General features: G+C 44.3%; 26 protein-coding genes and 1 other annotated feature. Of the genes, 1 reads left to right on the top strand and 25 read right to left on the bottom strand.

What is annotated here, in order from left to right:
• Position 1 precedes the first annotated feature (1 nt).
• Positions 2-1,408, bottom strand: a complete 1,407-nt coding sequence (locus tag AC27IJ_RS00445) for a tyrosine phenol-lyase (protein ID WP_312444981.1) — start codon at positions 1,406-1,408, stop codon at positions 2-4.
• Between the two features lie 2 nt (positions 1,409-1,410).
• Complete coding sequence (locus AC27IJ_RS00440) at positions 1,411-2,946, bottom strand: alanine/glycine:cation symporter family protein (protein WP_312444983.1); 1,536 nt, start codon at positions 2,944-2,946, stop codon at positions 1,411-1,413.
• A gap of 280 nt (positions 2,947-3,226) precedes the next feature.
• Here AC27IJ_RS00440 and AC27IJ_RS00435 point away from each other — a divergent pair, with 280 nt between their 5' ends.
• On the top strand, positions 3,227-3,871 hold the full coding sequence (locus AC27IJ_RS00435; RefSeq protein WP_312444985.1) for a GntR family transcriptional regulator: 645 nt from the start codon (positions 3,227-3,229) through the stop codon (positions 3,869-3,871).
• Between the two features lie 915 nt (positions 3,872-4,786).
• Here AC27IJ_RS00435 and AC27IJ_RS00430 read toward each other — a convergent pair.
• From AC27IJ_RS00430 to AC27IJ_RS00320, 23 genes are all read right to left on the bottom strand, one after another.
• Positions 4,787-5,506, bottom strand: coding sequence for a polysaccharide deacetylase family protein (locus AC27IJ_RS00430; RefSeq protein ID WP_487147244.1), 720 nt, complete (start codon positions 5,504-5,506; stop codon positions 4,787-4,789).
• A 315-nt stretch (positions 5,507-5,821) separates the two neighbouring features.
• Positions 5,822-6,025 (bottom strand): cold-shock protein, encoded by a 204-nt coding sequence (locus AC27IJ_RS00425; RefSeq protein ID WP_158377501.1) that lies wholly within the window; start codon positions 6,023-6,025, stop codon positions 5,822-5,824.
• A 259-nt stretch (positions 6,026-6,284) separates the two neighbouring features.
• Positions 6,285-6,656 carry a 50S ribosomal protein L7/L12 gene (rplL, locus tag AC27IJ_RS00420; RefSeq protein WP_312444988.1) on the bottom strand — a complete coding sequence of 124 codons (372 nt, stop codon included), beginning with the start codon at positions 6,654-6,656 and terminating at the stop codon, positions 6,285-6,287.
• A gap of 115 nt (positions 6,657-6,771) precedes the next feature.
• Positions 6,772-7,275: a 50S ribosomal protein L10 gene (gene rplJ, locus AC27IJ_RS00415; RefSeq protein ID WP_312444990.1), complete on the bottom strand. Its 504-nt coding sequence runs from the start codon at positions 7,273-7,275 to the stop codon at positions 6,772-6,774.
• Positions 7,276-7,334: 59 nt separating this feature from the next.
• Positions 7,335-7,478, bottom strand: a sequence feature (ribosomal protein L10 leader region).
• A gap of 40 nt (positions 7,479-7,518) precedes the next feature.
• A complete protein-coding gene (gene rplA / locus AC27IJ_RS00410; RefSeq protein WP_312444992.1) occupies positions 7,519-8,214 on the bottom strand; it encodes a 50S ribosomal protein L1 in 696 nt (231 codons plus the stop codon).
• Positions 8,215-8,388: 174 nt separating this feature from the next.
• The gene (rplK, locus tag AC27IJ_RS00405; RefSeq protein ID WP_487147243.1) at positions 8,389-8,817 is read right to left on the bottom strand and encodes a 50S ribosomal protein L11; all 429 of its coding nucleotides are present in this window, start codon (positions 8,815-8,817) and stop codon (positions 8,389-8,391) included.
• An 85-nt stretch (positions 8,818-8,902) separates the two neighbouring features.
• Positions 8,903-9,418, bottom strand: coding sequence for a transcription termination/antitermination protein NusG (gene nusG / locus AC27IJ_RS00400; protein ID WP_312444993.1), 516 nt, complete (start codon positions 9,416-9,418; stop codon positions 8,903-8,905).
• Positions 9,419-9,441: 23 nt separating this feature from the next.
• Complete coding sequence (secE, locus tag AC27IJ_RS00395) at positions 9,442-9,645, bottom strand: preprotein translocase subunit SecE (RefSeq protein WP_312444994.1); 204 nt, start codon at positions 9,643-9,645, stop codon at positions 9,442-9,444.
• Between the two features lie 24 nt (positions 9,646-9,669).
• Positions 9,670-9,819 (bottom strand): 50S ribosomal protein L33, encoded by a 150-nt coding sequence (gene rpmG / locus AC27IJ_RS00390; protein WP_024838263.1) that lies wholly within the window; start codon positions 9,817-9,819, stop codon positions 9,670-9,672.
• Between the two features lie 291 nt (positions 9,820-10,110).
• Positions 10,111-11,325, bottom strand: a complete 1,215-nt coding sequence (locus AC27IJ_RS00385; protein ID WP_487147242.1) for an enolase C-terminal domain-like protein — start codon at positions 11,323-11,325, stop codon at positions 10,111-10,113.
• A 34-nt stretch (positions 11,326-11,359) separates the two neighbouring features.
• Positions 11,360-12,199, bottom strand: a complete 840-nt coding sequence (locus tag AC27IJ_RS00380) for a carbohydrate ABC transporter permease (protein WP_312444998.1) — start codon at positions 12,197-12,199, stop codon at positions 11,360-11,362.
• The gene (locus AC27IJ_RS00375) at positions 12,192-13,091 is read right to left on the bottom strand and encodes a carbohydrate ABC transporter permease (protein ID WP_312504306.1); all 900 of its coding nucleotides are present in this window, start codon (positions 13,089-13,091) and stop codon (positions 12,192-12,194) included. Before AC27IJ_RS00375 ends, AC27IJ_RS00380 begins: the two co-directional genes overlap by 8 nt.
• Positions 13,092-13,147: 56 nt before the next feature.
• Positions 13,148-14,506: an ABC transporter substrate-binding protein gene (locus AC27IJ_RS00370; protein WP_312445000.1), complete on the bottom strand. Its 1,359-nt coding sequence runs from the start codon at positions 14,504-14,506 to the stop codon at positions 13,148-13,150.
• Positions 14,507-14,675: 169 nt separating this feature from the next.
• Positions 14,676-15,581 (bottom strand): helix-turn-helix transcriptional regulator, encoded by a 906-nt coding sequence (locus AC27IJ_RS00365; RefSeq protein WP_487147241.1) that lies wholly within the window; start codon positions 15,579-15,581, stop codon positions 14,676-14,678.
• An 18-nt stretch (positions 15,582-15,599) separates the two neighbouring features.
• On the bottom strand, positions 15,600-16,448 hold the full coding sequence (gene rfbD, locus AC27IJ_RS00360) for a dTDP-4-dehydrorhamnose reductase (RefSeq protein WP_312445002.1): 849 nt from the start codon (positions 16,446-16,448) through the stop codon (positions 15,600-15,602).
• A 110-nt stretch (positions 16,449-16,558) separates the two neighbouring features.
• Positions 16,559-17,581 (bottom strand): dTDP-glucose 4,6-dehydratase, encoded by a 1,023-nt coding sequence (gene rfbB, locus AC27IJ_RS00355; protein WP_312445003.1) that lies wholly within the window; start codon positions 17,579-17,581, stop codon positions 16,559-16,561.
• A gap of 33 nt (positions 17,582-17,614) precedes the next feature.
• Positions 17,615-18,505, bottom strand: a complete 891-nt coding sequence (rfbA, locus tag AC27IJ_RS00350; RefSeq protein WP_312445004.1) for a glucose-1-phosphate thymidylyltransferase RfbA — start codon at positions 18,503-18,505, stop codon at positions 17,615-17,617.
• Positions 18,506-18,589: 84 nt separating this feature from the next.
• A complete protein-coding gene (locus tag AC27IJ_RS00345; RefSeq protein WP_312445006.1) occupies positions 18,590-19,771 on the bottom strand; it encodes a MerR family transcriptional regulator in 1,182 nt (393 codons plus the stop codon).
• A gap of 205 nt (positions 19,772-19,976) precedes the next feature.
• The gene (locus AC27IJ_RS00340; protein WP_487147240.1) at positions 19,977-20,468 is read right to left on the bottom strand and encodes a GNAT family N-acetyltransferase; all 492 of its coding nucleotides are present in this window, start codon (positions 20,466-20,468) and stop codon (positions 19,977-19,979) included.
• A gap of 52 nt (positions 20,469-20,520) precedes the next feature.
• On the bottom strand, positions 20,521-21,231 hold the full coding sequence (locus tag AC27IJ_RS00335) for a ComF family protein (protein WP_312504311.1): 711 nt from the start codon (positions 21,229-21,231) through the stop codon (positions 20,521-20,523).
• A gap of 185 nt (positions 21,232-21,416) precedes the next feature.
• Positions 21,417-23,642 carry an SF1B family DNA helicase RecD2 gene (gene recD2 / locus AC27IJ_RS00330; RefSeq protein ID WP_312445011.1) on the bottom strand — a complete coding sequence of 742 codons (2,226 nt, stop codon included), beginning with the start codon at positions 23,640-23,642 and terminating at the stop codon, positions 21,417-21,419.
• A gap of 229 nt (positions 23,643-23,871) precedes the next feature.
• Complete coding sequence (mreB, locus tag AC27IJ_RS00325) at positions 23,872-24,876, bottom strand: rod shape-determining protein (RefSeq protein WP_312445012.1); 1,005 nt, start codon at positions 24,874-24,876, stop codon at positions 23,872-23,874.
• A gap of 416 nt (positions 24,877-25,292) precedes the next feature.
• The gene (locus AC27IJ_RS00320; protein WP_312445014.1) at positions 25,293-26,849 is read right to left on the bottom strand and encodes an ABC-F family ATP-binding cassette domain-containing protein; all 1,557 of its coding nucleotides are present in this window, start codon (positions 26,847-26,849) and stop codon (positions 25,293-25,295) included.
• Between the last annotated feature and the right edge of the window lie 104 nt (positions 26,850-26,953).

Genomic DNA, 26,953 nt, shown 5'->3' with positions numbered 1-26,953 from the left:
TTCAGAATCCCTTAATAAGTTCTCCATTCTTTGGTTCAAAGCGCCCGGTGAAGAAGCGCAGAACTTCTGGCTCATATACCCATGTAAGACCGCTGATGTCATGTCTCACCTGATACAACTGGATGATTGCATCAGCAACATAGTCCAGATGTGCATATGTATAAACCCTTCTCGGAATGGTCAGGCGGATTGTTTCCAGCTTCGGCACATGGTTCTCTCCTGTCTTATTGTCTCTTCCTGCGGAGATAATGCCCCGTTCCATGGTTCTAACGCCGGAGTACTCATAAACAGCTGCTGCCAGAGCCTGTGCCGGGAAGTCCGTTTTCTGATCCAAATGATCTAAGAATGCACGGGCATCTACGAAGATTGCATGACCGCCGCTCGGCTTAACCATAGGAACTCCTGCTGCGTCCAGCTTCTCTCCAAGGTAACGGATCTGATTTACGCGGTGACTGATGTAGTTGAATTCCATTGACTCTCTAAGACCAATTGCCATCGCTTCCATATCTCTTCCTGCCATTCCACCGTAGGTAGGCATACCTTCATACTGTACGACCATTCCAGTTGCACGGATATATAAATCTTTGTCATTCATGCATAGGAATCCGCCGATATTGGTCAGACAGTCCTTCTTTCCGGACATGGTGCAGCCATCGCCGTAGGAGAACAATTCGTGAACAATCTCCTTGATGGTCTTATCCTCATAGCCTTTTTCTCTTGTCTTGATGAAATATGCGTTCTCCACGCATCTGGTGGCATCAAACATTACCTTAATGCCATATTTATGGGCCATCTCGGATACAGCCTTTATGTTAGCCATGGAAACGGGCTGCCCGCCTGCTAAGTTTACAGTAACTGCAAGGCAGATATATGGGATCCTGTCTGCGCCGACTTCATCAATGAGAGCCTGGAACTTATTTAAGTCTACATTGCCCTTGAAGTCCAGGATTGCATTTGGATCATGGGCTTCGTCAATAACCACGTCGCGGAAGGTAGCTCCATTGTGTTCCTGATGGAAGCGGGTTGTGGTGAAGTACATATTTCCTGGCACATAGTCTCCTGGCTTAATGGTAAGAGAAGACAGGATGTTCTCTGCGCCGCGTCCCTGATGAGTAGGAACTACATATTTGAATCCAAACAATTCTTGCACAGTCTCTTCTAGATGGTAAAAGTTCCTGGAGCCGCCGTAGGCTTCATCACCCAACATCAGTCCTGCCCATTGTCTGTCGCTCATTGCATTTGTTCCTGAATCTGTCAGAAGGTCAATAAAACATTCCTCTGATTTTAGCAGGAAAGTATTGTATCCTGCTGTCTTGATAGCTTCTTTTCGCTCTTCTTTGTTAAGGTTGCCCATAGGCTCCACCATCTTAATTTTAAAAGGCTCTGGTGCAAATTTCATCATATCCATTATTATTCCTCCTTTAAAATAATTTTATTTTTCTTTTTAATTGAAAAATTCTTTTCATAATCTTTAAGCGATGCAATGGCCTGGCCTGACAACGGAATGATTGCCAGCATATTGAAAATGGTCATCAGCCCTACTCCGAGATCTCCTAAATCCCACACAAAGCTGTATGCAGCGATTCCGCCGATAAATAGCATCACCAGTGCAAAAATCTTGTATCCTGTCTGAGCAGCCCATGTATCCTTAAAGATATAAGCTACATTGCTGCGCGCATAGTATAGAATGCCAATAAATGTAGAAAAGCTGAACAGGAACAGGATAACTGCGATAAAAATAACTCCGAATCTACCCAAGTGATAGTTCATAGCTCCCTGTAAAAGATCCATTCCCTCTAATCCTTCGATAACCTCAGCTGGTGCCAAAAGCATCAGGAATGCAGTACAGCTGCAGATTGCCAGGGTATCGATGAAAACGCCCAGAGACTGAATCAATCCCTGTGTTACCGGGTGATCCACCTCGGCAGCCGCTGCTGCACAGGGAGCGGAGCCGCTTCCGGCTTCATTCGAAAAAAGTCCGCGCTTTACTCCATTCATAACAACGGCTCCCAACCCACCGCCTACCAGAGGCTTAAGTCCAAATGCATGAGAAAAGATGCTGCCAAACACAGCCGGAAGCTGAGTAATGTTCTTGGCAATGATGAAAAACGTAATTGCGATATAGGCACATGCCATAATTGGCACAACCATGTCGAGCACCTTCACCGAAGCATTCTTGCGGAGCACGATACATGCGGAAACTGCAACCAGAACCACAGTAGTAGTTATCTGTGGAATGCCAAATGCGTTTTTAAACGCAGTTGAAACTGAGTTTCCGATTACCTGGCTAATACCTGCCCAGCAAAGCAAACCTGAAAGCGCAAATGCAATTCCAAGGAATGTGCACTTGCAACCCTTTATGTAATACGTGTTGCCGTCCATTGCCACATATTCTGCTTCCTTCTGTACATCCTGTACAAAGATATCTTCACGCTTCACCTTTGTAATAAACCGGATTCTGTCCATGAAGTAGGCAGGTCCACCTCTGTACCCTCCATAGAGTGGATCCTTTTCTTTGTAAATCTGCGCCAGTGTTGATTCAATGAATGAGGTAGACGAACCTATAATAGCAGTCACCCACATCCAGAATACTGCACCTGCTCCACCAAATGAAATAGCCGCTACCACACCTGCAAGGTTCCCCATACCTACGCGGGTGGCCGTAGCGATAATCAGTGCCTGAAGACCGGAAATTGAATTCTGATCCTCTCCTGTTTTTTTCCTCAAAGTCGCTCGAATCATTTCAGGAAAAAGCCGGAATGGCAGGAATCTCGTTATTATAGTGAAATATAGTCCTGCGGGAATCAACAGGATTACCAGCAATGATATGCCGAACTTGGTTTCACCATTTGAAAATTCCAGAATGAACATGTCGCCCCACAACAGGTTATTTAGTGCCATTACAATCTTTACGATGCAATGCACTAGCCATTCAAATAGTTGCATATCCCCATCCTCCTTCTCTTATTTAATTTTCTGTAATTCACTATCAGCCCGCTCTATTGATGTGTGATGCGTGATGCATCATGCATCGTTGTGTTTATTATACATTAATATGCAAATATGTCAATATTTATTTTAAAATTTTCAATATATTTATATTCCTAAAGTTCTGGGAATTATATAGACATATCAGAGCAACAATTGTCCCTTTTATTGCTTTTAAGATAGATTTATAGTAAACTGTAAAATACAAACAATTAAGACAATCAGGAAGGAGAGGAAGATGAAGAATACTCTTGTGAAAACGACCCTAAGCGAACAGTTATACGACATTCTAAAAAATGAAATCATGAGCGGAACCATACCTCTGGGAAGCAAAATTACAAACAGAGAACTGCAGGAGCGTTTTTTAGTTTCCTCCACACCGGTGCGAGATACGATCAACAAGCTTTATCAGGACGGCCTCGTAAAAGAGGTTACAAAAACAGGTGCCCAGGTAATCAGCTTTGACTATGGATATGCGGCAGAAATCAATGAATTCATTGCGGCTATTTCATGTGTAGCCCTCACTATGACCACTACTAGGGGTGCAGACAAGGAAGTGACAAAGCATCTGAAAAAATATCTGAAAAAGCAGGCAATTGCACCGGATGACGATGCCTACTTTGAGGCAGACTTCCATTTTCATAAGTCGTTTTTTGACTTCTGCGGCAACCAGTTTTTGAAAGAAACCTACAAGAGATACAATCTTATCCGTTTCCTTCTGATAAAGTTTGCTATCCGCACAGCTGAGGACCGGTCCTGTTCCACCAAGCAGCACGGAGAAATTGTCGATGCCTACAGCTCCGGTAATTTTGACCTTGCGTCCGAGCTTCTTGAGCAGCACTATATCCACGGCCTTTCACTGATTAAAGGATACAATCCATAGAAAAAATCATCAGACGAAAGACTGTGCCCTTGCAGAAAAGCATTGATCTCATTAAAGGTTAGCCAGAATTTCACCTTTCCCTTATACATTTTGAACATGGTTTCCACATATTACAATCGAGAAGGAAGTAGCTGATTATCAGCTACTTCCTTCTATCTTTTTTCTATTCAGGCAGCATGTCCTCATATCTGTACAGCAACTATACTCTGTAAGATTTAACAACACCAATCATATCATCGGTGCTGATGATACTGAACTAAAAAACTGCCGGCAATGCTAGGCTTATCCGAACCGTCATCTAATATGAGATATTATTTCTCTAAATCCGTTATAGTAAAATTGAGTTTTTGATATTTTACCCTACATATATCATTCTCTTTTTCATGTTTTTTACGAGACGATAAAAAGTTGCCTGTTAAATTTTCAATACTCATTTCTAAATCTAAATTACAATCTAAAAAATCTCTGATACTGCATCATAAAGTGCGAACTGTCTCGCTATCTGACTTCCGTTTGTATTTTATAACGATAACCACACGGCCTCATTCACCACATTTTGACAATCCAGTTAACCAGCTATTACGTGGTCCAACATTAGAGGATACCTTCTGATTATTATTAAGCTTTCAGATTCTGGAATTCAGGCCTATGAATGACATTCTTACCTGATATTCCTCTATCTATGTATAGCCTTGGCTCACCCTTCACTTGTGTTTCAATGGAGAGACTGTCTTTTTTGTCAATAGACTGCCTAGCATAAATAGCATCCATATCTTTTCGATTAATTTCCATTCCTAAAATCAATGATTTGCTCATTATTTGAAAGAGCGCTACTCTTTTTTCTATCTTTATTATAGAAAATTAATTGAAGTTCTGTATATGCCTTCCCAAAACTTGCATAGAATCTGATTTCGGTCAATCTATCAGCAATTCATCGACCGTTACAAAGGTATATCCCTGCTTTGTCAAAGTATCAATCACCTCCAGGGCTGCTTCCACCGAAGTCGGATACGCATCATGAAGGAGGATAATATCCCCAGGTTCCACACGCTTTACAATATAACGCACCACTTTTTTGGTACTCTTTGTCTTCCAATCAAGAGGATCCAAATTCCAAAGAACCACCGTCATGTCGGTGGTACACTCTAGTTCATCATTCCAGGAACCATAAGGCGGCCGCAGATACTCAGGCCTTGTACCGGTGATCTCTTCAATCTGCCGGTTATTCTGTTCAATCTGCTCACATGCAGTGCCCACTGACTCCTTGCTCATTTGTACATGAGTATATCCATGATTCCCGATTAAATGCCCATCTTCTTTCATCTGTTTTAATATGGCCTCTTTCCCCTCCACATTTTCTCCAAGTATAAAAAAGGTGGCATGGACTCCTCTTTTGCGAAGTCCATCAAGAAGCTTAGGCGTATAAACAGAATGAGGGCCATCATCAAAAGTCAACGCGATCTGCTTATCACCGGAAAATTGTCTCCTGACCTCATCCTTTGCCTCAGCGTCCGCACCTACGGGAAGAAACAGGGTATCCTTCGCCTCTGTATATGATTGGTGCATGGCTTTTGTAAAAATAATATCCAATATAAAGACAACCAGTAAACAGGCCGCTTTCCATTTCATTTTCATAATCCCATAAGCCCAGCTTTCTGCCATTATTAATAAATCTATGGAGTACTTCAGAAAAATAAAACCAAAACATTTCTTTCTTTTTCTATCTTTTCTCTTAAATGACCCTATTATCAGGTTATCTCCGCGATACAAAAGAGGTTTTTATACACAATCTTATAGCATCATATCAGCAGATATCAAGATATAACCTCGGATAAACGCCTCTGCTTTCAACGTGGCCAAACACACCCTAAAACCTCAAGCCGACAAAAAAGGCTGTTCCCATTTTAAATGGGAACAGCCTTAAAGCTTACATATATATCGAAGCTTTTCTTAAGCCATGCAAACGTTAACTGCCTGCAGACCACGGTTTCCTTCTGTTGTTTCATAAGTTACTTTCTGGCCTTCTTCCAGAGTCTTGTAACCATCAGAAACGATGCCGGAGAAATGTACGAAAACTTCCTCGCCTGTTGCGTCATTTACGATGAAACCATATCCCTTAGCACCATTAAACCATTTTACTGTACCGTTGTTCATAACGTGTACCTCCTATAAAATAAAAAATATTTGATATATCGCCTGAAACAAAAAATCACATATTTTTGTAAATCATCATCCGAAAATAATGACTTACAAAAATATGTGAAATCATAACTCCATTCGATAATACACGTACATTCTAACCTGAATTTACAAAATTGTCAAGACTATTCTGTTATTTTAAACTAGAAAAAGACAGGGTCCTGTCCCTTTTTTAAAAGGTACAAACCCTGTCCAAAATAGCCATAAAATAAAATTACTTTAAGGTTACTTTTGCGCCTTCAGCCTCTAAGGAAGCCTTGATCTGCTCAGACTCTTCCTTGGAAGCGCCAGCCTTTATTACCTTAGGAGCGCCATCAACTACGTCTTTAGCTTCCTTTAAGCCTAAGCCTGTAGCTTCACGAACAACCTTGATAACCTTAACCTTGTTAGGACCAACTTCAGTTAATTCAACGTCGAATTCAGTCTTCTCTTCTTCTGCTGCTGCTGGACCTGCTGCTGCAACTACTACGCCTGCTGCTGCAGATACACCAAATTCTTCCTCACATGCCTTTACTAATTCATTTAATTCTAATACAGATAATTCTTTGATTGCTTCGATAAATTCAGCTGTTGTTAACTTTGCCATTATAATATACCTCCGTATTTAATATGTTTTTTAAGGAAGTTCGATTCGCCTGATAGCTCATCGAACGGCTAATCTTCTAAATTCAGGTGCGCTGTGCTTACCTTCATTAAGAATTTTACGCTTCTGCTGCTTCTCCGCCCTGAGCATCTGCAATCTGCTTGAGAACGCGAGCAAAGTTTGTGATAGGAGACTGGATACTTCCAAGCAACCTTCCAAGAAGGATATCTCTGGAAGGAATACCGGAGATCTTCTCCATACCCTTTGCATCATAATAATTGCCTTCTACAACGCCGCCTTTGATTTCCAAAGCCGGAGCAGTCTTAGCAAACTCAGCCAGGATTCTTGCCGGAGCTGTTGCATCTGTCTTGGATACAGCGATTGCTGTAGGTCCTTCCAGATTTGGATCCAGGGCTTCAAATGCTGTACCCTTAGCAGCGAAACGGATCATAGTATTTTTATATACTTTGTAGGAAATACCAGCCTCTCTTAATTTCTTACGAAGCTCTGTATCCTGAGCAACTGAGATACCACGGTAATCTACAACTACCGCTGACTCAGCGCCATCAAGTAATTCCTTGATCTCGCTTACAACTGGTTGCTTTAATTCAACTTTTGCCATTATGGTTTACCTCCTGTTTAGTCTGAGCCTCCCGGTTGCCCGTAAGGCCCGCTCGTATAAACCGCAAAGAAAAACCTCTCCGCCGGATGGACAGAGAGGTCTACAATTCATTTAAATAAAATGATTCTTGTACATTCCTCGGCAGGCGTTAACACCTTATGCCTTGCGGCACCTGCTGTCTTCGGCAGTCAATACTTGAGTAGTATAACATTATTTATAATTAATGTCAATCACAAAACAAAATTAGTTCATTAACTTTGCTACGTTAAGCTTTACGCCAGGTCCCATAGTGGAAGCCAGTGTAACACTCTTTAAGTAGGCACCCTTAACTGTACTTGGTCTTGCTTTGACGATTGCATCAATAAGCGTCTGGAAGTTGTCCGCTAACTGATCTTCTGCGAAAGAAGCTTTTCCAACTGGCACGTGGATAATATTTGTCTTATCAAGTCTGTACTCAACCTTACCAGCTTTGATATCGTTGATTGCTTTTGTTACATCCATGGTAACAGTACCAGCTTTTGGGTTTGGCATTAAGCCCTTTGGTCCCAGGACACGTCCCAGACGGCCAACAACACCCATCATATCTGGTGTAGCAACAACTACATCAAACTCCAACCAGCCTTCGTTCTGGATCTTCGGAATCAGTTCCTCAGCTCCAACATAATCTGCGCCTGCGGCCTGTGCTTCATCAGCCTTTGGACCTTTAGCGAAAACTAAAATACGAACAGTCTTACCTGTACCGTGGGGAAGTACAACCGCACCACGGATCTGCTGGTCTGCGTGACGTCCATCACAACCGGTTCTGATATGAGCTTCAATGGTTTCATCAAATTTAGCACTTGCATTCTGCTTAACTAAAGAGATTGCTGCTGGTGCATCGTAGAGAACAGAACGATCTACTGTTTTAGCTGCCTCTGCGTATCTTTTTCCTCTTTTCATTCTATATAACCTCCTAGTGGTATTGTCGGGGATTTTCCCTCCCACGTTCTAAAACTTTGTTAACTGCGATATTATAAGGAAGTTCGATTCGCCCAACGGCTCGTCGAACGGCTGTTTTTCTAAAATCAAGCTTCGCTCACGTACGCTTTCATTAAGAAAAATTTGCCAAGAAAATTATGCTTCTACTACCGTAATACCCATACTTCTTGCGGTACCGGCGATCATACTCATAGCCGTTTCAACGGATGCAGCATTTAAGTCTGGCATCTTCAGTTCAGCAATCTTCTGTAATTCAGCCTTGGTAATCGTAGCTACCTTAGTCTTATTAGGAACTGCAGATCCGGATTTGATCTTGCAGGCCTTCTTTAATAATACAGCAGCCGGTGGAGTTTTGGTTATGAAGCTGAAGCTTCTGTCAGCATAAACAGTGATAACTACCGGGATGATCAAGTCTCCCTGATCAGCTGTTCTTGCGTTGAATTCCTTTGTAAACTGTACGATGTTTACACCATGCTGTCCAAGTGCCGGACCTACAGGAGGAGCTGGTGTAGCCTTTCCTGCTAGAATCTGCAATTTGATATATCCTGTTACTTTCTTTGCCATAATTAGGCACCTCCTAAATAAATGTGGTATTGTCGGGGATTTCCCTCCCACGAGCCTATACACCGGTATAAGCCGCTTTTACTTGTTACATCTTTTTCACTTCGCTGAAGTTTAATTCTACCGGAGTCTCCCGGCCGAACATTTCAACGCTCATGGTGATGGTTTTCTTACCTTCGTTGATGGACTTGATAGCACCAACCGTATCCTTCCATGCACCGGAAGTTACCACAACGGTATCTCCCACTTCAAAGCCAATAATGACCTCTTCGTTCTTGAACCCAAGTTTCTCCATCTCTTCTTCTGTCAGAGGAACCGGTTTTGATCCAGGACCTACAAAGCCTGTCACTCCACGGGTATTACGCACCACATACCATGTATCGTCATTCATGACCATGTGAATCAGTACGTAGCCGGGAAACATCTTTTTATCGGCCTTCTTTTCGACGCCGTTCTTCAATTCGATGACGGATTCTAACGGTACCGATACTTCCAGAATCTGATCCTGTAAGTTTCTGTTTTCGATTGTTTTCTCAATGTCAACCTTTACTTTATTCTCATAACCTGAATAGGTATGAACTACATACCAATGTGCTTCTGACATAAACTCACCTTAACCCTTACGAATTATAAGATAAAACTGAGACCAAACTTGATGATCAGATCAAGAATTCCGATAATCAGTCCTAAAGCAATCGCTGCAGACATAACAGCGATCGTCTGTTTCGTTACGGTTTCTTTGTCAGGCCAAACGATTTTTACAAACTCAGATTTCAGACCCTTAAAAAAGTTCTTCTTCTGAGCACCCTCGTTATTCACTGTATCTCCCATAATTTCACGTCCTTTACAAACTGATTACTTTGTTTCCTTGTGCATTGTATGGCTCTTACAGAATTTGCAGTACTTTTTAGTTTCCATTCTGTCCGGATGAGTCTTCTTATCCTTGGTCATGTTGTAATTACGCTGTTTGCATTCAGTACATGCCAGTGTGATTTTTGTGCGCACGACTTCCACCTCCACTTAAATTTTCATTGTTGTGTTTTAAGTCCCTTTTTCTGCCGCAAGTAATTTTGAGCATAAAAAAAAGACCTAAGCTCTTCCATTCGCCCAATTACTATAACACACAGGCCAGGATTCGTCAATCTTTTTTTATGTAAAACAATGATATTTACGGTATTTCGCCATTATATCATGTAAGCAGAGAAATTGCAAGTCCGGTTAGTAGAATTTTATGGTTTTTTAAATCGGTTCCAGCCGGACCTGCTTCTTTAGTAATATGTATTCTGTATTTTTTTGCTATGGTCTTACAGGTGTTCCGTCGGGAAGCCTTGAAAAGAGCCAGCCATGATCCATATCAACCGCAGGATATTTTTCCGCTGCTTTTTCATCAAAACCGACTCCAATTCCCGGCTTGCCGTTTACGTAGGCATATCCTTCTCGGATCACCGGACAGCCCGGGAATACCTCCTGCTCCGCTTCGCTGAAGCCTGAAAATTCCTGTATTCCGAAATTGTGGCTGTTTAAATCCAGATGCATCTGCACTGCCATTCCAATAGGAGATAAGTCATTTGGCCCATGCCAGGCTGTCCGCACTCCATAAGCCTCACAAAAATGTGCCAGCTTTCTGGCAGGGGTGAGTCCTCCGATATCACTTAAATGAACTCTCATATAATCGATCCACTGGTTCTGTACGATGGACTTCCATTCATTGGGATTGGTAAACAGCTCTCCCATGGCCAGAGGAAGGATGGTATGATGCCGCAGGGTCTTAAAGAACTCCACATGCTCCGGTGCAAGAGAATCCTCCAGGAAAAACAGCTTGTACTGCTCCATCTCCCGGGCAAATTCCAGTGTCTCGGCAAAGCTTAAACGTTCATGAACATCATGCATGAGCTCCACTTCCCAGCCAATATCCCTGCGAACCCGGTCAAACAGCTTATAAACGCTTTGCATATACATTCTCGGATGGAAATATGCTCCCTCCGGTGCATTGTCAGGCTTTACGATTCTCTGTATTTTTCCGTCGAAGTTTCCGCCATAGGTGCCCATATGGCACCTGATGTAACGGTATCCTTCCGCCATATACCCACGGATGCATTCTTCCACCTCTTCGATGGAGCTTCCATCCGCATGTCTGTAAACTGCGATTCCTTCCCGGCACTTTCCGCCCAGCAGGCTGTAAAGCGGCATATTGGCCCGCTTTGCCTTAATGTCCCACAATGCCTCATCAACACCGGAAATGGCATTGTTTAGAACAGGTCCGTTTCTCCAGTAAGAGCTTCCCATCATGGTCTGCCAGATTCCTTCGATGTCATCCACAGGCATTCCCTTGAGCATGGGCCGCAGATATTCTTCAATGGCTGTCACAACCGCCTTATGCCTCCACGTAAATGTGGCGCACCCATATCCGTACAGCTCCGGCTCCGTTGTTTCCACCTTTACCACAACCAGGTTGATATTTCTTGGAGCTGTTACAAAAACTTTAATGTCATGGATTTTTATATGATCCATTTTTAGTACCTCCGTAAGTCATATTCTCTGCATATCAGCTCTTTACAGCTCCTCCGGTCATTCCAGCAATAAAATACTTCTGGAAGCTTACAAAAAGAATTACCAAAGGAAGACTGGATATGCTGGATGCTGCCATTAAGTCATTCCATTTAATTTGATATTGGGAATTTAATGAAATGATCCCAACAGTGAGCGTTTTTAATTCATCCTTGGATACCAGGACAGAAGAAAACATATATTCATTCCAGCCGTTAAACAGCACGAACATGGCTACAGCCGCAATTCCCGGAACGATCAGCGGAAGGATAATATTCCAAAAGATCCGGAAGCTGGAAGCCCCATCCACCCGCGCCGCCTCATCAAGCTCCAGGGGAATGGTCTTAAAGTAAGATACGATCATCCATGTACTGAAAGCAATATTTGTAGCCGCATATACGACGACCAGGCCAAACAGGGAGTTGACAAGATTATACCTGGAAAGCACCGCATAAAAAGGAACCACCAGCATGACTCCCGGAAACATCTGTGTAATAAGAAGAAAGCTCATCAGCTGTTTCCTTCCTTTAAACCGGAATCTGGTCACCCCATATCCTGCCAGGCAGGCACAGGCCACGCAGATCACCATGGCGGAAAGGCAGACCACCAGACTGTTCAAGGTCATGCGTCCAAAATTATAAGTGTTGAAGAATTTCCGGAAGGAATCCAGGGAAAACGGATCCGGGATCCATTTGGGCTGAGGATAATACGTCTGCGGCTCCGTTTTAAAAGCAGTGGATATCATCCATAAAACCGGGATCACGATAAAAGAAGCCATAAAAATTAATACGGCATAAGTAGCAGCCAATTTATTTTTTTTCTTTTTTGATCTACTCATTCTCTTTTGTCACCACCTTACTCACCAGACTGATCAAATAGCAAATGAAGAATACCAGGATACCCCAGGCAGACGCCTTTCCAAATCTTAAATCATTAAACGCCGTTCCATAGATGCTTAAGCTGATTAAATTGGTAGCAGTTCCAGGACCGCCTGCTGTCATGGTGTAAACCAGGGTATACTGCTTGAACCACCAGACGCAGTCCAGGATCAAAACTGTGGTCAGGATAGGCTTTAAGGACGGAACCGTAATGTAGCAGAATTGTGCCCATTTGCTGGCACCGTCGATTTCCGCAGCCTCATAATAATCCTTGGATATGCTCTGCAAACCTGCCAGGATCATGGTCATGACCAGGGGAAATCCCTTCCATATGCAGACAAAGACCACTGCCGGAAAAGCCAGCTCCTTGCTGCCCAGCCAGGAAATATTGGTAGATATAAGACCAAGTCCTTTCAGCGCACTGTTTAAGATTCCGTACATGGGATTCATGATCCAGGTAAATAAAAGTGCTACAACAGCTTCCGGAAAAAACCATGGCAGCATAAATATAACCCGGAAAACAGTTCTCCCTTTAAATTCCCGGTTGAGCAAAGTTGCCAGGATAAACCCCAAAATGAAATGTCCCGCTACCACCAAAATCATAAACATGGTCGTCAGCAGAACCGACTGGTAAAAGGCCGCTTCTTTAAATGCCGCTGCATAGTATTTAAGACCTACAAAATTCCATTTCGTCACCAGGTTCGTGTTGAAAAAGCTGATATAGAACCCATAAACCATAGGATAAATGATAAGGGCAGCCAGCATGACGACAATCGGCAGAGTAAAGTAATATCCTTGCCTCTGGGACTTCACTTTTATTTGGGCAGTTCCATTTATGTTCATGAAATTCATCTTACTCCCTTCTCAATTTTTTTGAGGGAGGATGATTCCTCCCTCATTCTTAATGATTAGTTATAATCCCCTAACAATTCATCAACATCGCTTACCAGGGTTTTTACTGCTTCTTCGTTTTTCTTTTCATTGGAGAATACAGATGCGTATGCATTTCCAAGGGCGCTCTTTAAGCCGCTGACACCGGCAAACTTAACCGTTGGACGGCAGCCGTCTGCGATTTGCTGTAAAAAGCCGGTGTAATCCTCTCCTGATATATAATCTGCTTTCTGTCCCTCTGCTGTCGCCGGAATCTTTCCGCTGCTCTGCCAGAACTGCATGTCCTTATCGTGCTCTACAAAAAACCTCAGATAATCAATGGCTGCTGCCTTTTCCGCATCAGTCGCATAGGCGCTGACGGAATAGCCTTCGGTTCCAAGCATGGTTCCAGGATAATCACCAGGCATCTTAAAAGATCCTAAGTTTCCCTTTAAGTCAGGATTGTTGGCATAAGCCACACCAAGAGCATTTGGTCCGGTAAGGAACATGCTTGTATAACCCATAGCAAAATAATTGGCGGCTGTCGGATAATCCACCTCAGTAATTCCCGTAGGAACGATGCCCTCTGCATTCATGTTGGTCCATCTTGAAAATGCATCCATGAATTTTTGGTCTTCTGTAATATCAGTGATCCATTTTCCATTTTCTTCTTTCACACATTCAATTCCGTTTGACCATAAGTATGCCATAAAACGGCTCTGTCCGGAGGAGTTATTGGATCCAACCATATCAAATCCCCATTCGTCCATCTGCCCGTCATTATTGGTATCCTTTGTAAGGGCCTTTGCAGCAGTTACAAACTCTTCCCATGTCTTTGGGGTCTCTAATCCGGCATCTTTAAACCTGTCTGCACGATAGATCACTGCCAGCGGCTGAACGGCAACCGGAAAATATGACATCTCATCTCCCAGCATACAAGAGTCCACAACACCGTTGGCAAATTTCGCTTTTAAATCGTCCGGCACAAGTCCGTTGATATCAGCTGTCAGCCCAAGGTCATGAAGTGTTGCAACTGCATCTGCCGATGTAAAGAATATGGTGGGAACATCCTTTGGCGCAGCTGCCATAGCTGAAAGCTTTGTGTAGATGTCATTGGTGCTGACAGCCTGTACATCAATGATCACGTTGGGATGCAGGGCCATATACTCATCTGCATACTGATAGATGAACTTTCCATGAGGATCTTCTCCCGCATAGCCGTCAAAAATGGTAAGTAAAACCGTCTCGCCTTCCGTTCCTTTTTCTGCTGCACTTGTCTGTGCTTGTTCAGTCTCCTTTGCCGCCGTTGTTTCATTCTGGTTCTTTCCGCTACAGCCTGTCACCAGGGACATTGCCATAACAGCTGAAAAAAATAATGCAAGAACTCTTTTCTTCATAACTGATCCCTCCATAAATTATTATTGCCTGTTTTTTAGCTGCTTTCATCATATCTTATTCCCTTTGTTTAATCTGCATAGATTTTAGTCAATAATCACCATTTTTTAATTACACTTTCAAGGATTTTCCTGTTCTTCTTTTCACTCAATAAAAAAAGGCTGTAATTGCTTACAGCCTTTGGGTCGCTTCCTTATTCCTTTTAAACAATTCATGGATCGCTTTCCGGTACTGCAGGGGAGTTGTTTCCATAACCGTTTTAAACTGCCTCAAAAATGTATTCACACTGTCATACCCGCATTTTGCGGCGACAGCAGTAACGCTCTCATTGGTGTTTTCAAGCAGCTTTGCGGCCTCACATACCCTGACGATGTTGATATACTTTATAAGCGTCTTTCCAAAATATTTATTAAACTCCCTGCTGATGGTAGCCGGATGGAGATAAAAAAGTTCACTTAAAATCTTCAAGTCCAGATTCTCCTGATAATGCCTGTCGATATATTCCTTAATTGCAATCATTCTCAGATTCATTTCGGATAGTTCGCTTTCCGTCCGCTCCAATCCAAATGCCCGAAACAGCAATACCGTAATCTCCGTGATGATCGACCGTTCCATCATGGACCGGAACGGCTGATGGATCTCCTGTTCCTCATACAATTTCTTTATAAGGCCGGTCACACGGTAAAATATCTGTTCATCCACATGCTTATAATGCTCCTGGAACGCCTGCTGGCTGGGCGTAAAAAAAACCTTTTTTAAGTCTTCCCCAAGGTTTAAGCTTTCATAATAGGAGGGTCGGACCGAAAGTCCATACCGCAGGAAGGGAAGGCCCAAAAGCCTTCTCTGATGATGCTCCTGCCCTCCGATGACCATGATGTCACCCTTTTCCAGAAGATATTTCTTTCCGACTACATAATATTCCGCAGACCCCTCTTCCACAAATAAGAACTCACTAGCCGTATGAATATGGTGCATCCCATTCTTTTCGTATTCACAGGATCTTGAGACATTGTAATTGTCTTCACTTAAGGCCCGGAAATGATCCGGTTCCCAGTAATCATTGATCTTGATCTCCATATCCCCTCCTGCTGATGCTTAACCGGGAAAAACAGCCTCCAGATACCGCTTTAAGGCATCCTGCCAGGAAGGCAGGCGAAGAAAACCGTTTTCTTCCAGCTTATCCTTATTCATACGGCTGTTGGAAGGCCGCTTTGCTTTGGCCGGATACTGGTCCGAGCTGACAGGCTCCACTTTTACATCCATGCCCGCCTGTTTAAAGATTTCACAGGCAAACTCATACCAGGTACAAAGGCCTTCGTTGGTAGCATGGTAACGCCCATATTTCTCCGTTTCTATCATGTCCGCCAAAAGCCGGGCCAGATCATAAGTATAGGTAGGAGAACCGGTCTGGTCGGCGACCACCGTTAATTTATCATGAGTCTTTCCCAGGTTCAGCATGGTCTTAATAAAGTTCTTTCCATTCACTCCAAACACCCAGGCGATTCTTACGATAAAATATTTACTGATGTTTTCTTCTACTGCCAGTTCTCCCTCATATTTGGTCTGACCGTAGACATTTAGCGGCTCCCTCTCATCATCAGGCTCCCAGGGACGGTCCCCCTGGCCGTTAAACACATAATCCGTACTGATGTACATCATCTTGATGTCCAGTTCCCGGCACACTCCGGCAATGTACTCCGTTCCCTTTGCGTTAACGTTCCGGCACACTTCCTCATTTTCTTCCGCCGCATCCACAGCCGTATAGGCGGCACAGTGTATGACCGCATCAGGAGCGGCTGCCCTAATGACCCGGTTTACGCTGTCCTTATCTGTGATGTCCATCTCATCGATGTCCACTCCGACTGCCTCATGTCCCCGCTTTTTTAATTCATTTACTACATCAAATCCAAGCTGGCCCTTTACGCCAGTAACAAATACTTTCATAGATGCCTCTTTTCTATACGGAAGTTTGGTTCGCTTAAGGGCTTCCAATGGGCAGATTTCCTGACTGAGACTGAAACGATCCGCCTTCAATCAGGAAATCATTGAAAAATTTATAAACGCTCACCGTACATGTTATTAAAATAATTCTGGTATTCTCCATTGATGATATGCTTCCACCAGTCCTCATTGTCTAAGTACCACTGGATGGTCTGACGGATTCCGGTATCAAAGTTATATTTCGGCTTCCAGCCAAGTTCGCTTTCCAGCTTCTTCGGGTCAATGGCATAACGTCTGTCATGGCCAGGACGGTCGGTAACGTACTTGATTAAGCTCTCCGGTTTATCAAGGGCCTTAAGAATGGTCTTAACTACTTCTAAGTTGGTGCGCTCGTTGTGTCCGCCTACATTGTAGACCTCGCCCACTTTTCCCTTGTGAATGATCAGGTCAATGGCTTCACAGTGATCAGAAACATGGAGCCAGTCTCTCACATTTTCCCCTGTTCCGTATACAGGAAGCTCTTCGTCTGCCAGGGCACGGCTGATGATAAGAGGAATCAGCTTTTCCGGGAAATGATAGGGTCCATAGTTATTGGAGCATCTGGAAATGGTCACAGGAAGTCCAAAGGTCCTCTGGTATGCCTGAACAAAAAGGTCCGCGCTGGCCTTTGATGAAGAATAAGGGCTTGAAGTATGAAGCGGTGTTTCCTCTGTAAAGAATAAGTCCGGGCGGTCCAAAGGCAGGTCGCCGTACACTTCATCAGTGGAAACCTGATGGTAGCGCTTGATCCCGTAAGTGCGGCAGGCATCAAGAAGGGTCGTGGTTCCCATCACATTGGTTCTTACAAATGCCTCAGGGTCTGTAATGGAACGGTCCACATGGCTCTCTGCTGCAAAGTTTACCACCACGTCGGGTTTTTCCTTCTCAAAAAGGTCAAAAACAAAGCTTCTGTCCGCAATATCCCCTTTTATAAATTTATAATTAGATTTATTCTCAACAGGCTTTAATGTCTCCAGATTTCCTGCATAGGTCAAGAGGTCAAGATTAATGATCTGGTAATCCGGGTACTTATTTACCATATGATGTACAAAGTTTCCACCGATAAAACCGGCTCCTCCGGTAACGATAATTTTCATTTATATAATCCTCCTTCTTTTTATTGGCATACCTTAGCCATGTAATTTGTCAATGTATTTTCCTGCAAGGACATCCATTAAATATTGTCCGTACTGGTTCTTCTTCAAAGGCTCAATGTTCTCCATCAACTGATCCTTTGTGATCCAGTGGCTTAAATAAGCGATTTCCTCCAGACAGGCGATCTTCCTGTGCTGGTGTGTCTCCATGGTGCGGACAAAATTTGTTGCATCCACCAGGGATTCATGGGTTCCTGTATCAAGCCAGGTAAAGCCCTGGCCCAAAAGCTCTACATCAAGCTTTCCTTCTTCTAAGTAAATGCGGTTTAAATCCGTGATCTCCAGCTCGCCCCGGGCCGATGGCTTCAAATTCTTCGCATATTCCACAACCTTATTATCATAGAAATAAAGTCCGGTCACACAGTAATTGCTCTTTGGCTTCGCCGGTTTTTCTTCAATGGATATAGCCTTTCCGTCAGAATCGAATTCCACGATGCCAAAACGCTCCGGATCGTCCACGTAATAGCCGAATACGGTAGCTCCGTCCTTTTTGTTAGCTGCATTAAACAGGCGTTTGTTAAGTCCGTGGCCTGCAAAAATATTATCTCCAAGGATCATCGCCACGCTGTCGTCTCCGATGAATTCTTCTCCAATGATAAATGCCTGTGCAAGACCATCTGGGGAAGGCTGAACCGCATAGGATAACCGGATTCCAAACTGGTCACCGTCTCCCAAAAGTGCCTCGAACCTCGGCGTGTCATCAGGGGTTGAGATGATCAGGATATCCCGGATTCCTGCGTTCATTAAAACGGACAGGGGATAATATATCATCGGCTTATCATAAATAGGCAGTAACTGTTTGGAAGTTACCATGGTCAGTGGGTAAAGTCTGGTTCCGGAACCTCCGGCAAGAATAATTCCCTTCATTTTTTTCTCCTCCGTATCAATTTGTGATATCATCATACAGGGTGACGTTAGGTCACTGTCAAGTCTTTTTCCATTAATTTTTCTTTACTTTCTGCAAATAAATGCCCCGGCCTGCTTTGTGATATGGATAAACCCCTTCTTTTCCATCTTCTTCTCGAGAAATTCCCGGAATTCCTCATAACGGTCACTTAAATATTCCTGCTGGTTGCCATGGCAGGAAAGAATGTATTCCATAAGCGCACCTGCGTCCCTGACTTCCAGGCTATCCTTATAATCTTTTCTTTCCAGATCTTTAAAATGGCTTTTTAAAATTTCCTCCCCATTCTCAAGTCCGAACACATCATATAAATTCACTTCGGAAAGAGCGATTCTGGAATCGAATTCCTTTACCAGCTGGCTGATCTCCTTCATATGGTCAGAACCGTAAGTGCTGCAGTAAAAAATGCCCCCCGGCTTTAAAATCCTCTGCACCTGATCCAGTACCCCATCCAGATTCGTTAAATAAAACAGAACATGATTAGCCACTGCGATATGAAAACTTTCCTCTGGCTTGGGTATCTGGCGGCAGTCAAACACTTCAAAGGCAAAGGAGCCGGGAACACTTTTTAAGTTTTCTTCTACATCCCGGATCATTCCTTCCGAAACATCGGACAGGCAGATCCTGGCATCTGCCGGAATCCTGTCCCTGTTTGCGCACCAAAGTTCTCCGTTCCCGCAACCCAGCTCCAAAATGCTTTTTCCATCCAAAGGTTCCATAAGGCCGTACAGCCACTGGAACCAGCCGGTAGGATTCTTTGTATATTTTTTATGAAGTCCGATTCGTATACTTATATTGGCTGCATCCTTATACTGTTCTACAAGAGACCGTTCCATATTGGTAATATGGATTAAGTGAAGAATTTTATTCCAGTCCACGGACTGGTTTTCCGTTACCAGCTTTGATGTTTCCGTAAGGGTCTGCTCCACCAGTTTTAAATGTTCAATTCTCTTCCGGATAAGGTTTAACTGAAGCCGGAGAGACCCCTCAACGTAGTCGTTATCATTGTCATTGATGGTAATCGACCGTATCTCGTCCAAGGAAAAGCCCAGGTATTTTAAGGAAAGAATCTTCTGAAGCTTTGCAAAATCGGAATCCGTATAAAGCCGGTATCCTCCCTCGCTCATACCGGACGGCTTTAACAGCCCCTGTTTATCGTAATAACGGACGGTGCGTATGGAAACATTGGCCTTTTTTGCAAACTGGCCTGAAGTGTAGTATTGATTCACCGGCCTTTCCACCTCCTTTTTTCTGAATTATCATATAGGTATTATATAGGGTGACGTATGGTCATGGTCAAGTGAATTTTTAAAGATGGTGTAAAAACATATAGAATCTCCCAAAAACATATAAAATCCCCTGTTGGCTTAAAATATCTTTGAAGCCAGACAGGGGATATTCTTATGAACCGGTCCAAACATTAAAGTACCGAGTCTATACCATCAACTGAAAATTCTCAATATTAAGCATCTTCCCGAACTTCAAGCCCACTTCATTTATGGTTCCGCAGTGAATAAAGCCCAGACGCTCATGGAGGCGGATGCTCGCCTCATTTTCTCCGGTTATGACAGAAATAACCGTATGGATGTCATTCCGTTCTCTTGCAATCTCAAGAATGGCAGAAGCCAGCTTCCCGGCTATACCTCTGCGGCGGTAGTTCTTATCAATATATACGGAAAGTTCTACTGTAGCTGCATAAGCCTCTTTGGGACGGTAAGAGGAAAGGCTTGCATAACCGACTGATTTCCCATCTTCTTCTGCCACGATCAAAGGATGGTTCCCCACATTATGATCCCGGAACCAGACCAATCGCTCCTCCATGGTCTTAGGGTTTAAATCAAATGTGGACAGTCCATGTTCTACTTCATAATTATAGATGTCTAAAAGTTCCGGCATATCTTTTTCTTCTGCGGTTCTGATTATCATATACTTTCCTCCTGGGACTGATTGATTTTATCACATGTTATCATACATCAATCTACTGTCCTCGTCCAATACAAATCGCAAGAAAATATACCCTTTTTATTCCCGCCTTTTTCAGTGCGCGGGTACAGGCCTCTATGGTGCTTCCCGTGGTATAAATATCATCCACTAAGATCACACTTTCCACCTCTTTTATCATTTCTCCCGCCGAAAATGCCTCCTCTAAATTCTTAAGCCTTCCTGCCGGGTCAAGCCCCTTCTGGGGCATGGTTTTTTTATTTCTGACCAGCATTGTGGAGCAAACGGCGATTCCAAGGTGTTCTCCGATCCTGCGGGCTAAAAGCTCAGCCTGATTAAATCCCCTTTCCTTTCTCCGGGAAGGATGAACCGGAACAGGAACAAGGACGTCAGCCTCCATGCGCCGGATCAACTTCCCATACCGGGCGCAGATTGCCTCCCCATAAAAATCCAGGTATTCCCGCTTATTCTTATACTTGATTTTCGCCATGGAGCTTCCTGCGTTTTCGTCATAATTTATAAGAGCCCTGCCATGTTCAAAGGTGCGCTTATGTCTGACACAGTCAAGGCAATATTCTATATCAGTACTTATGACCTCTTTTCCGCATTTTTTACATACAGGGTTCTTGACAAATGATAATTTTTTAACACATTCCGGACAGATCAGCCTGCCCTTTGGCATGACGATCCCGTCACAGACCGGGCACCGTCTGGGAAATAACAGATCAATAAAAAAAGATGGGTACATATCAAACGATTCTCCTTAAAAAGAATAGAAGCAAAAGAAATAACAGAATTATAAGATGGCAGACCCATGCAAAGCATGCCTGCCCAAAGAATTTACTCAAGTGACGGGCCGAACGAACATAACAGCATGTTCACCCGGCGGCCACCGCGAAAACGGGAAAAACACGCAGATCGTGTTTCTCTCGCTTAAGATAATTGGCTGATTTCGCAGATCCGGTCTTTTAAACCCGAATATCTCCGCTGCTCCATTTCATTGTCCACCATTCCCCCGAAGATTTCCGGCATTCCCACCAGGCAGACACAGGATTTTGCGCGGGTCACCGCGGTATAAATCAGATTCCTGGTCATAAGCATCCTGGGACCGGAAAAAACAGGGATGACTACTGCCGGATATTCGCTTCCCTGGGATTTGTGAATGGTAATGGCATAGGCAAGCTCCAGCTCCTCCAGCTGTTTGAAGCTGTAGTCCACCATGCGCCCCTCGTCGAATTCTACAGTCACCAGCTCGGCAAAGGTGTTGATCTCCCGGATAATTCCCATATCCCCATTGTAAACACCCGTACCCTTGTCCATGGGAATCCCGTACTTGTTGCGGACCTCCCACTCAATGTTATAATTGTTCTTGATCTGCATGACCTTATCACCCACCCGGTAAGTGACTCCGGTTGCTTCCTTCTCAGCCTTTCCTTCTCCAGGGGGATTTAGATATTCCTGTAAAATGCCATTCAGCCGTTCTACGCCGATGGCCCCTTTTCTCATGGGTGTCATGATCTGAATATCATAGGTCTTAGCATGGACATAACCGGGCAGCTTATCCTGAACCAGTGTGATCATGGCATTGATGATCGCATTAGGGTCATCTCTCTTTATAAAGAGAAAATCATTGCTCTTTTTCCCCAGGGGAACCTGCTCACCCCTGTTGATCTTATGGGCATTGACCACAATATCACTTTGGGTGGCCTGACGGAAAATCTTAGTCAGCATAACCACGTTAAAGCTTCCGGAATCAATCATGTCCCGAAGTACGTTACCGGGACCAACGCTGGGGAGCTGATTCACATCCCCCACAAGGATAAGTCTTGTCCCCGGATTGATTGCCTTTAACAGAGACTGCATCAAATGGATATCCACCATGGAGGTTTCATCAATGATTACCGCGTCGGCATCCAGGGGATTTTCTTCATTTCTCTCAAAATGCATTCCCATGGAACGGTCATCACTCGGAACTCCGGTCAGCTCTAACAACCGGTGAATGGTTCTCGCCTCATACCCGGTGGCTTCCGTCATCCTCTTTGCCGCCCTGCCGGTGGGAGCCGCAAGAAGAATTTCCATCTCCTGACTTTCAAAGAAGCGTATGATGGTGTTGATGGTGGTCGTCTTACCGGTACCCGGGCCTCCGGTGATGATGAGAAGCCCGCTGTTTACCGCTTCCACCACCGCCTGGACCTGCTTTTCATCCAGTTCAATCTGCTCTTCTTTTTGAAGCTTAAGAAGCGGGGTCCTGATCTCCTCTTCCGACATCTTTCCCCTGATATTTAAGTCATGAAGCATCTTCGCCACATTCAGTTCCATGTAATAGTACTGGGAGGCGTAAACAATCCGTTTTCCTTCTGACTCCCGGATGACAAGGCGTTTATCCAGCTGCATATCCATCAAATGTTTTTCGATAAAAGAGGGTTCTATTTTAAGAAGCTCCGAAGCCTGGGATAACAGCTCTTCCTCCGGCAAAAAAGTGTGTCCGTTTGCAGTAGCCTGGAGCAGGGTGTACAACACCCCGCATTTGATGCGGAAATCCGAATCCGTGAAAATTCCTGCTTTTCTGGCAATTTCATCCGCCATTTTAAACCCTACGCCGGGAATATCATCCGCCAGCTGGTAAGGGTTTTCCTTTAACACGCTGTAAAGCCTGGGACCGTACTCCTGATAGATCTTCACCGCCAGGTTCATGGTAATTCCATACTCCTGAAGGAACATCATGGCCTGGCGCATCTCCTTTTTCTCCTCAACCTGCTGAGAAATGGACATGGCCATCTTTTCGCTGACTCCCTTCACCTCGGAAAGCCGTTCCGGCTCCTCTTCCATGATGCGGAAGGTATCAGCTTTAAAACGCCGGACGATCCTGGCAGCCAGAGCTGCCCCGATTCCCTTGACGGCCCCAGATCCCAGGTACCGTTCCATGGCCGCAGTATCCTCCGGGGCTTTGATCTCATAGCTCTCTACGGTCATCTGCTCCCCATAAACCGGATGCTCGGTCATGGAACCCACAGCCTCGATCATTTCTCCCTCGCTTATGTAGTGGAAGCTTCCCACAAGGGTATACTCCTCTCCCGCCTCCACGAGACTTAAGACCGTATAGCCGTTGTCCTCGTTCCTGTATTTAATTTTCTCTACAAATCCGCAGACTGTTGCCATGGTTCCTCCCGTAAACGATAAAAAACACGATTTACAAATTTTTTATCGTTATCGCGGCAGCCGCCGAAGGAAGATATAAGCATCTTCACCCGGCTCGCTGCACGCACAAATACAAGCGGACTGCCGTAAAACCAGCCCCACCGGAATCTTGCGATGCCGCCAGGGTCGTTCCAAAGCAGTCCTGTCAACGTTAGGCAGGATTGATATTTCTATCAGCCCTGTCTTTTGTTTAAAATTCTGTTTTATTATTTCCGCCATGCATGAATTCAATGAATTTTCCTGTTCCAATGGCTACTGCAGTCAGCGGATCCTCCGCTATCATGGTGGTGATTCCCGTCTTTTCCTCGATCAGGGCATCCAGGCCGCTTAAGAGAGAACCGCCTCCGGTAAGCACGATCCCCCGGTCAAAAATATCGGCTGCCAGTTCCGGTGGAGTTCGCTCCAGCACGTTATGAACCGCATCTACGATCTGCATGGCCGGTTCTTTTAATGCATCCAAAGTCTCATCGGAAGTTACAACAATAGTCTTTGGAAGACCGGTAACCAGATTACGTCCACGAACTTCCATGGTCAGAACCTCTGGCCTTCTGTATGCCGCTCCGATGTTGATCTTGATTTCCTCAGCCGTTCTCTCACCGATCAAAAGGTTATGTTTCTTTCGCATGTAACGGACAAGGGCTTCATCAAAATCATCTCCTGCAACCTTGATGGAGGTGCTCACTACCGTACCTCCCAAGGAAATAACGGCGATATCAGAGGTTCCTCCGCCAATATCAACGATCATGTTTCCGCAGGCCTTTGAAATGTCGATTCCTGCGCCAATAGCTGCTGCCACCGGCTCCTCAATGATCGCTACCTCTCTGGCACCTGCCTGGTAGGTCGCATCTTCTACCGCTTTTTTCTCCACCTCAGTGGCGCCGCTTGGGATGCAGACGCTGATCCTTGGCTTTCTCAGGGTCTTTTTACCAACCGCCTTGTTAATAAAATACTTCAGCATTTTCTCCGTCACGGTATAATCAGAAATAACTCCTTGGCGAAGAGGTCTTACCGCCACAATGTTGCCCGGCGTTCTTCCGATCATCAGTCTGGCTTCCTCTCCAATGGCTTTGATTTTATTGGTGTCACGGTCAATGGCTACAACGGAAGGTTCCTTTAATACAACACCCTTTCCCTTAATATAGACCAGTATGCTTGCTGTACCTAAATCGATTCCAATATCATTGGACATCATCATCTTGCTTCCTCCTGTTCGCTGTATCCTGTTCCCAGGGCTTCTTTATCTTCAAAATTATGTCTAATTCGTAAATGAAGTCACAGTATCTATCTTATTATATACAATAACCCTAGGATTTTAAAGGTTTTTTTTAATTTTTATGATGTTTATTTTTTTTTAATATATGGTACACATTTTAGTCACATTTTCTACGTATACTAATAGTACGTTATCTGAAAGGATAACGGGCCTTTTGTTTCAAGTAACTTACTTGAAATCACAAAGCTTTTTCATACTCATACCGGACGGCGAGAGCCGTCCGGCCCCCCTAAAAGAATATTTTCTAATTTTATTATACCTACCAATCCCAATCGCAATACTTTGAATTGAGGCCCGGTTCCCTAAGGAAGCCAGACCCCAATTTTTTTATTTCTTTATCAGGATAATTTAAGCGCCCATTCTCTGCAGTCTATTACTCTGGTTGCAATCCCTTCGTAAAATTCCGGTTCATGACAGATTAAAAGAATACTTCCCTTATACTCCTTTAAGGCTCTCTTTAACTCTTCTTTTGCCTCTGCATCCAGGTGGTTCGTTGGCTCGTCCAAAAGAAGAACATTGGTTTCCCGGTTAATCAGTTTGCATAGTCTGACCTTTGCCTGCTCCCCGCCGCTGAGTACCCGGACCTGGCTCTCAATGTGATTGGTGGTCAGTCCGCATTTGGCAAGGGCCGACCGGACCTGGTACTGGGTATAGGAAGGGAACTCCTTCCAGATCTCCTCGATGCAGGTGGTGGTATTTCCGGGAGCCATCTCCTGTTCAAAGTATCCGATGGAAAGATAATCTCCAAGCTCCACATTTCCCTGTAAGGACGGCACAATCCCCAGGATGCTCTTTAACAAAGTGGTTTTTCCGATGCCGTTTGCGCCTGATAAAACCACCTTTTCCCCCCGTTCCATGGAAAGATTCAGTGGGCTTGACAAAGGCTCCTCATAGCCGATGACCATATCTGTGGTTTCAAAAATATATTTTCCGGCTGTGCGGGCTTCCATGAAATGAAACTCCGGCTTTGGCTTATCCCTTGCAAGCTCAATGACTTCCATTTTATCCAGCTTCTTTTGTCTGGACATGGCCATGTTCCTTGTGGACACGCGTGCCTTGTTGCGGGCCACAAAATCCTCCAGCTCCGCGATCTCCTGCTGCTGGCGCTTATAAGCCGACTCCAGCTGCGCCCGTTTCACCGCATATACTTCCTGGAATTTTTCATAGTCTCCTACGTAACGGTCCAGGTTCTGGTTTTCCATATGGTATATGATATTGACCACGCTGTTTAAGAACGGAATATCATGGGAAATCAGGATAAATGCATTTTCATATTCCTGAAGATAACGCTTCAGCCATTCAATATGTTGTTCATCCAGATAGTTCGTCGGCTCATCGAGAAGAAGGATATCCGGCTTCTCCAGTAATAGCTTTCCCAACAGAATTTTGGTCCTCTGGCCTCCGCTTAATTCCGTTACATCCTTATCTAAGCCCATATCGCTTAAACCTAATGCCCTGGCCACTTCCTCTACCTTTGAATCGATAATATAAAAATCATGGGCCATGAGAAGGTCCTGAATGGTCCCAAGTTCCTCCATCATAGAGGTCATGGTTTCCTCATCAGCCTCCCCCATTTTGTCACAGATCTCATTCATCTGCTCTTCCATCTGGAACAGGAATGCAAAGGCACTTTTTAGCACGTCCCGGATGGTCATCCCTTTTTCCAGCACCGTATGCTGGTCCAGATAACCGACTCGAACCCGTTTGGCCCACTCCACCTTTCCTTCGTCCGGCTGTAATTTTCCAGTTATTATATTCATAAATGAGGATTTTCCTTCCCCATTGGCTCCGATCATGCCTATGTGCTCTCCCTTTAACAGGCGGAAGGATACATCCTGGAATATAGCACGGTCTCCAAATCCATGCGTCAGATGTTCTACGTTTAATATGCTCATTGAAAAACTCCTTTATGAATTCGTTTAAAAGTCCAAATACGAAACATCATAATTCTACATGACTGACGCAATTAAGGCAAGCAAAGGTTGCAAAAAATGACAAA

The organism is Lacrimispora sp. YZC11 (genome assembly GCF_057543815.1).
This window is presented reverse-complemented; position numbering and strand designations above follow the sequence as displayed.

What these genes read in the sequence shown, in the direction of transcription:
- rplL (WP_312444988.1), bottom strand. Translation starts at nt 6,656, where the DNA reads ATGGCAAAGTTAACAACAGCTGAATTTATCGAAGCAATCAAAGAATTA.
- AC27IJ_RS00440 (WP_312444983.1), bottom strand. Translation starts at nt 2,946, where the DNA reads ATGCAACTATTTGAATGGCTAGTGCATTGCATCGTAAAGATTGTAATG.
- rfbD (WP_312445002.1), bottom strand. Translation starts at nt 16,448, where the DNA reads ATGAAAGTATTTGTTACTGGCGTAAAGGGCCAGCTTGGATTTGATGTA.
- AC27IJ_RS00365 (WP_487147241.1), bottom strand. Translation starts at nt 15,581, where the DNA reads ATGGAGATCAAGATCAATGATTACTGGGAACCGGATCATTTCCGGGCC.
- AC27IJ_RS00445 (WP_312444981.1), bottom strand. Translation starts at nt 1,408, where the DNA reads ATGGATATGATGAAATTTGCACCAGAGCCTTTTAAAATTAAGATGGTG.
- secE (WP_312444994.1), bottom strand. Translation starts at nt 9,645, where the DNA reads ATGGGAGATACAGTGAATAACGAGGGTGCTCAGAAGAAGAACTTTTTT.
- AC27IJ_RS00340 (WP_487147240.1), bottom strand. Translation starts at nt 20,468, where the DNA reads ATGATAATCAGAACCGCAGAAGAAAAAGATATGCCGGAACTTTTAGAC.
- rplK (WP_487147243.1), bottom strand. Translation starts at nt 8,817, where the DNA reads ATGGCAAAGAAAGTAACAGGATATATCAAATTGCAGATTCTAGCAGGA.
- mreB (WP_312445012.1), bottom strand. Translation starts at nt 24,876, where the DNA reads ATGATGATGTCCAATGATATTGGAATCGATTTAGGTACAGCAAGCATA.
- rfbA (WP_312445004.1), bottom strand. Translation starts at nt 18,505, where the DNA reads ATGAAGGGAATTATTCTTGCCGGAGGTTCCGGAACCAGACTTTACCCA.
- nusG (WP_312444993.1), bottom strand. Translation starts at nt 9,418, where the DNA reads ATGTCAGAAGCACATTGGTATGTAGTTCATACCTATTCAGGTTATGAG.
- AC27IJ_RS00375 (WP_312504306.1), bottom strand. Translation starts at nt 13,091, where the DNA reads ATGAATTTCATGAACATAAATGGAACTGCCCAAATAAAAGTGAAGTCC.
- AC27IJ_RS00335 (WP_312504311.1), bottom strand. Translation starts at nt 21,231, where the DNA reads ATGTACCCATCTTTTTTTATTGATCTGTTATTTCCCAGACGGTGCCCG.
- AC27IJ_RS00380 (WP_312444998.1), bottom strand. Translation starts at nt 12,199, where the DNA reads ATGAGTAGATCAAAAAAGAAAAAAAATAAATTGGCTGCTACTTATGCC.
- rfbB (WP_312445003.1), bottom strand. Translation starts at nt 17,581, where the DNA reads ATGAAAATTATCGTTACCGGAGGAGCCGGTTTTATCGGTGGAAACTTT.
- rplJ (WP_312444990.1), bottom strand. Translation starts at nt 7,275, where the DNA reads ATGGCAAAAGTTGAATTAAAGCAACCAGTTGTAAGCGAGATCAAGGAA.
- AC27IJ_RS00425 (WP_158377501.1), bottom strand. Translation starts at nt 6,025, where the DNA reads ATGAACAACGGTACAGTAAAATGGTTTAATGGTGCTAAGGGATATGGT.
- AC27IJ_RS00435 (WP_312444985.1), top strand. Translation starts at nt 3,227, where the DNA reads ATGAAGAATACTCTTGTGAAAACGACCCTAAGCGAACAGTTATACGAC.
- AC27IJ_RS00430 (WP_487147244.1), bottom strand. Translation starts at nt 5,506, where the DNA reads ATGAAAATGAAATGGAAAGCGGCCTGTTTACTGGTTGTCTTTATATTG.
- AC27IJ_RS00385 (WP_487147242.1), bottom strand. Translation starts at nt 11,325, where the DNA reads ATGGATCATATAAAAATCCATGACATTAAAGTTTTTGTAACAGCTCCA.
- recD2 (WP_312445011.1), bottom strand. Translation starts at nt 23,642, where the DNA reads ATGGCAACAGTCTGCGGATTTGTAGAGAAAATTAAATACAGGAACGAG.
- rplA (WP_312444992.1), bottom strand. Translation starts at nt 8,214, where the DNA reads ATGAAAAGAGGAAAAAGATACGCAGAGGCAGCTAAAACAGTAGATCGT.
- AC27IJ_RS00320 (WP_312445014.1), bottom strand. Translation starts at nt 26,849, where the DNA reads ATGAGCATATTAAACGTAGAACATCTGACGCATGGATTTGGAGACCGT.
- AC27IJ_RS00370 (WP_312445000.1), bottom strand. Translation starts at nt 14,506, where the DNA reads ATGAAGAAAAGAGTTCTTGCATTATTTTTTTCAGCTGTTATGGCAATG.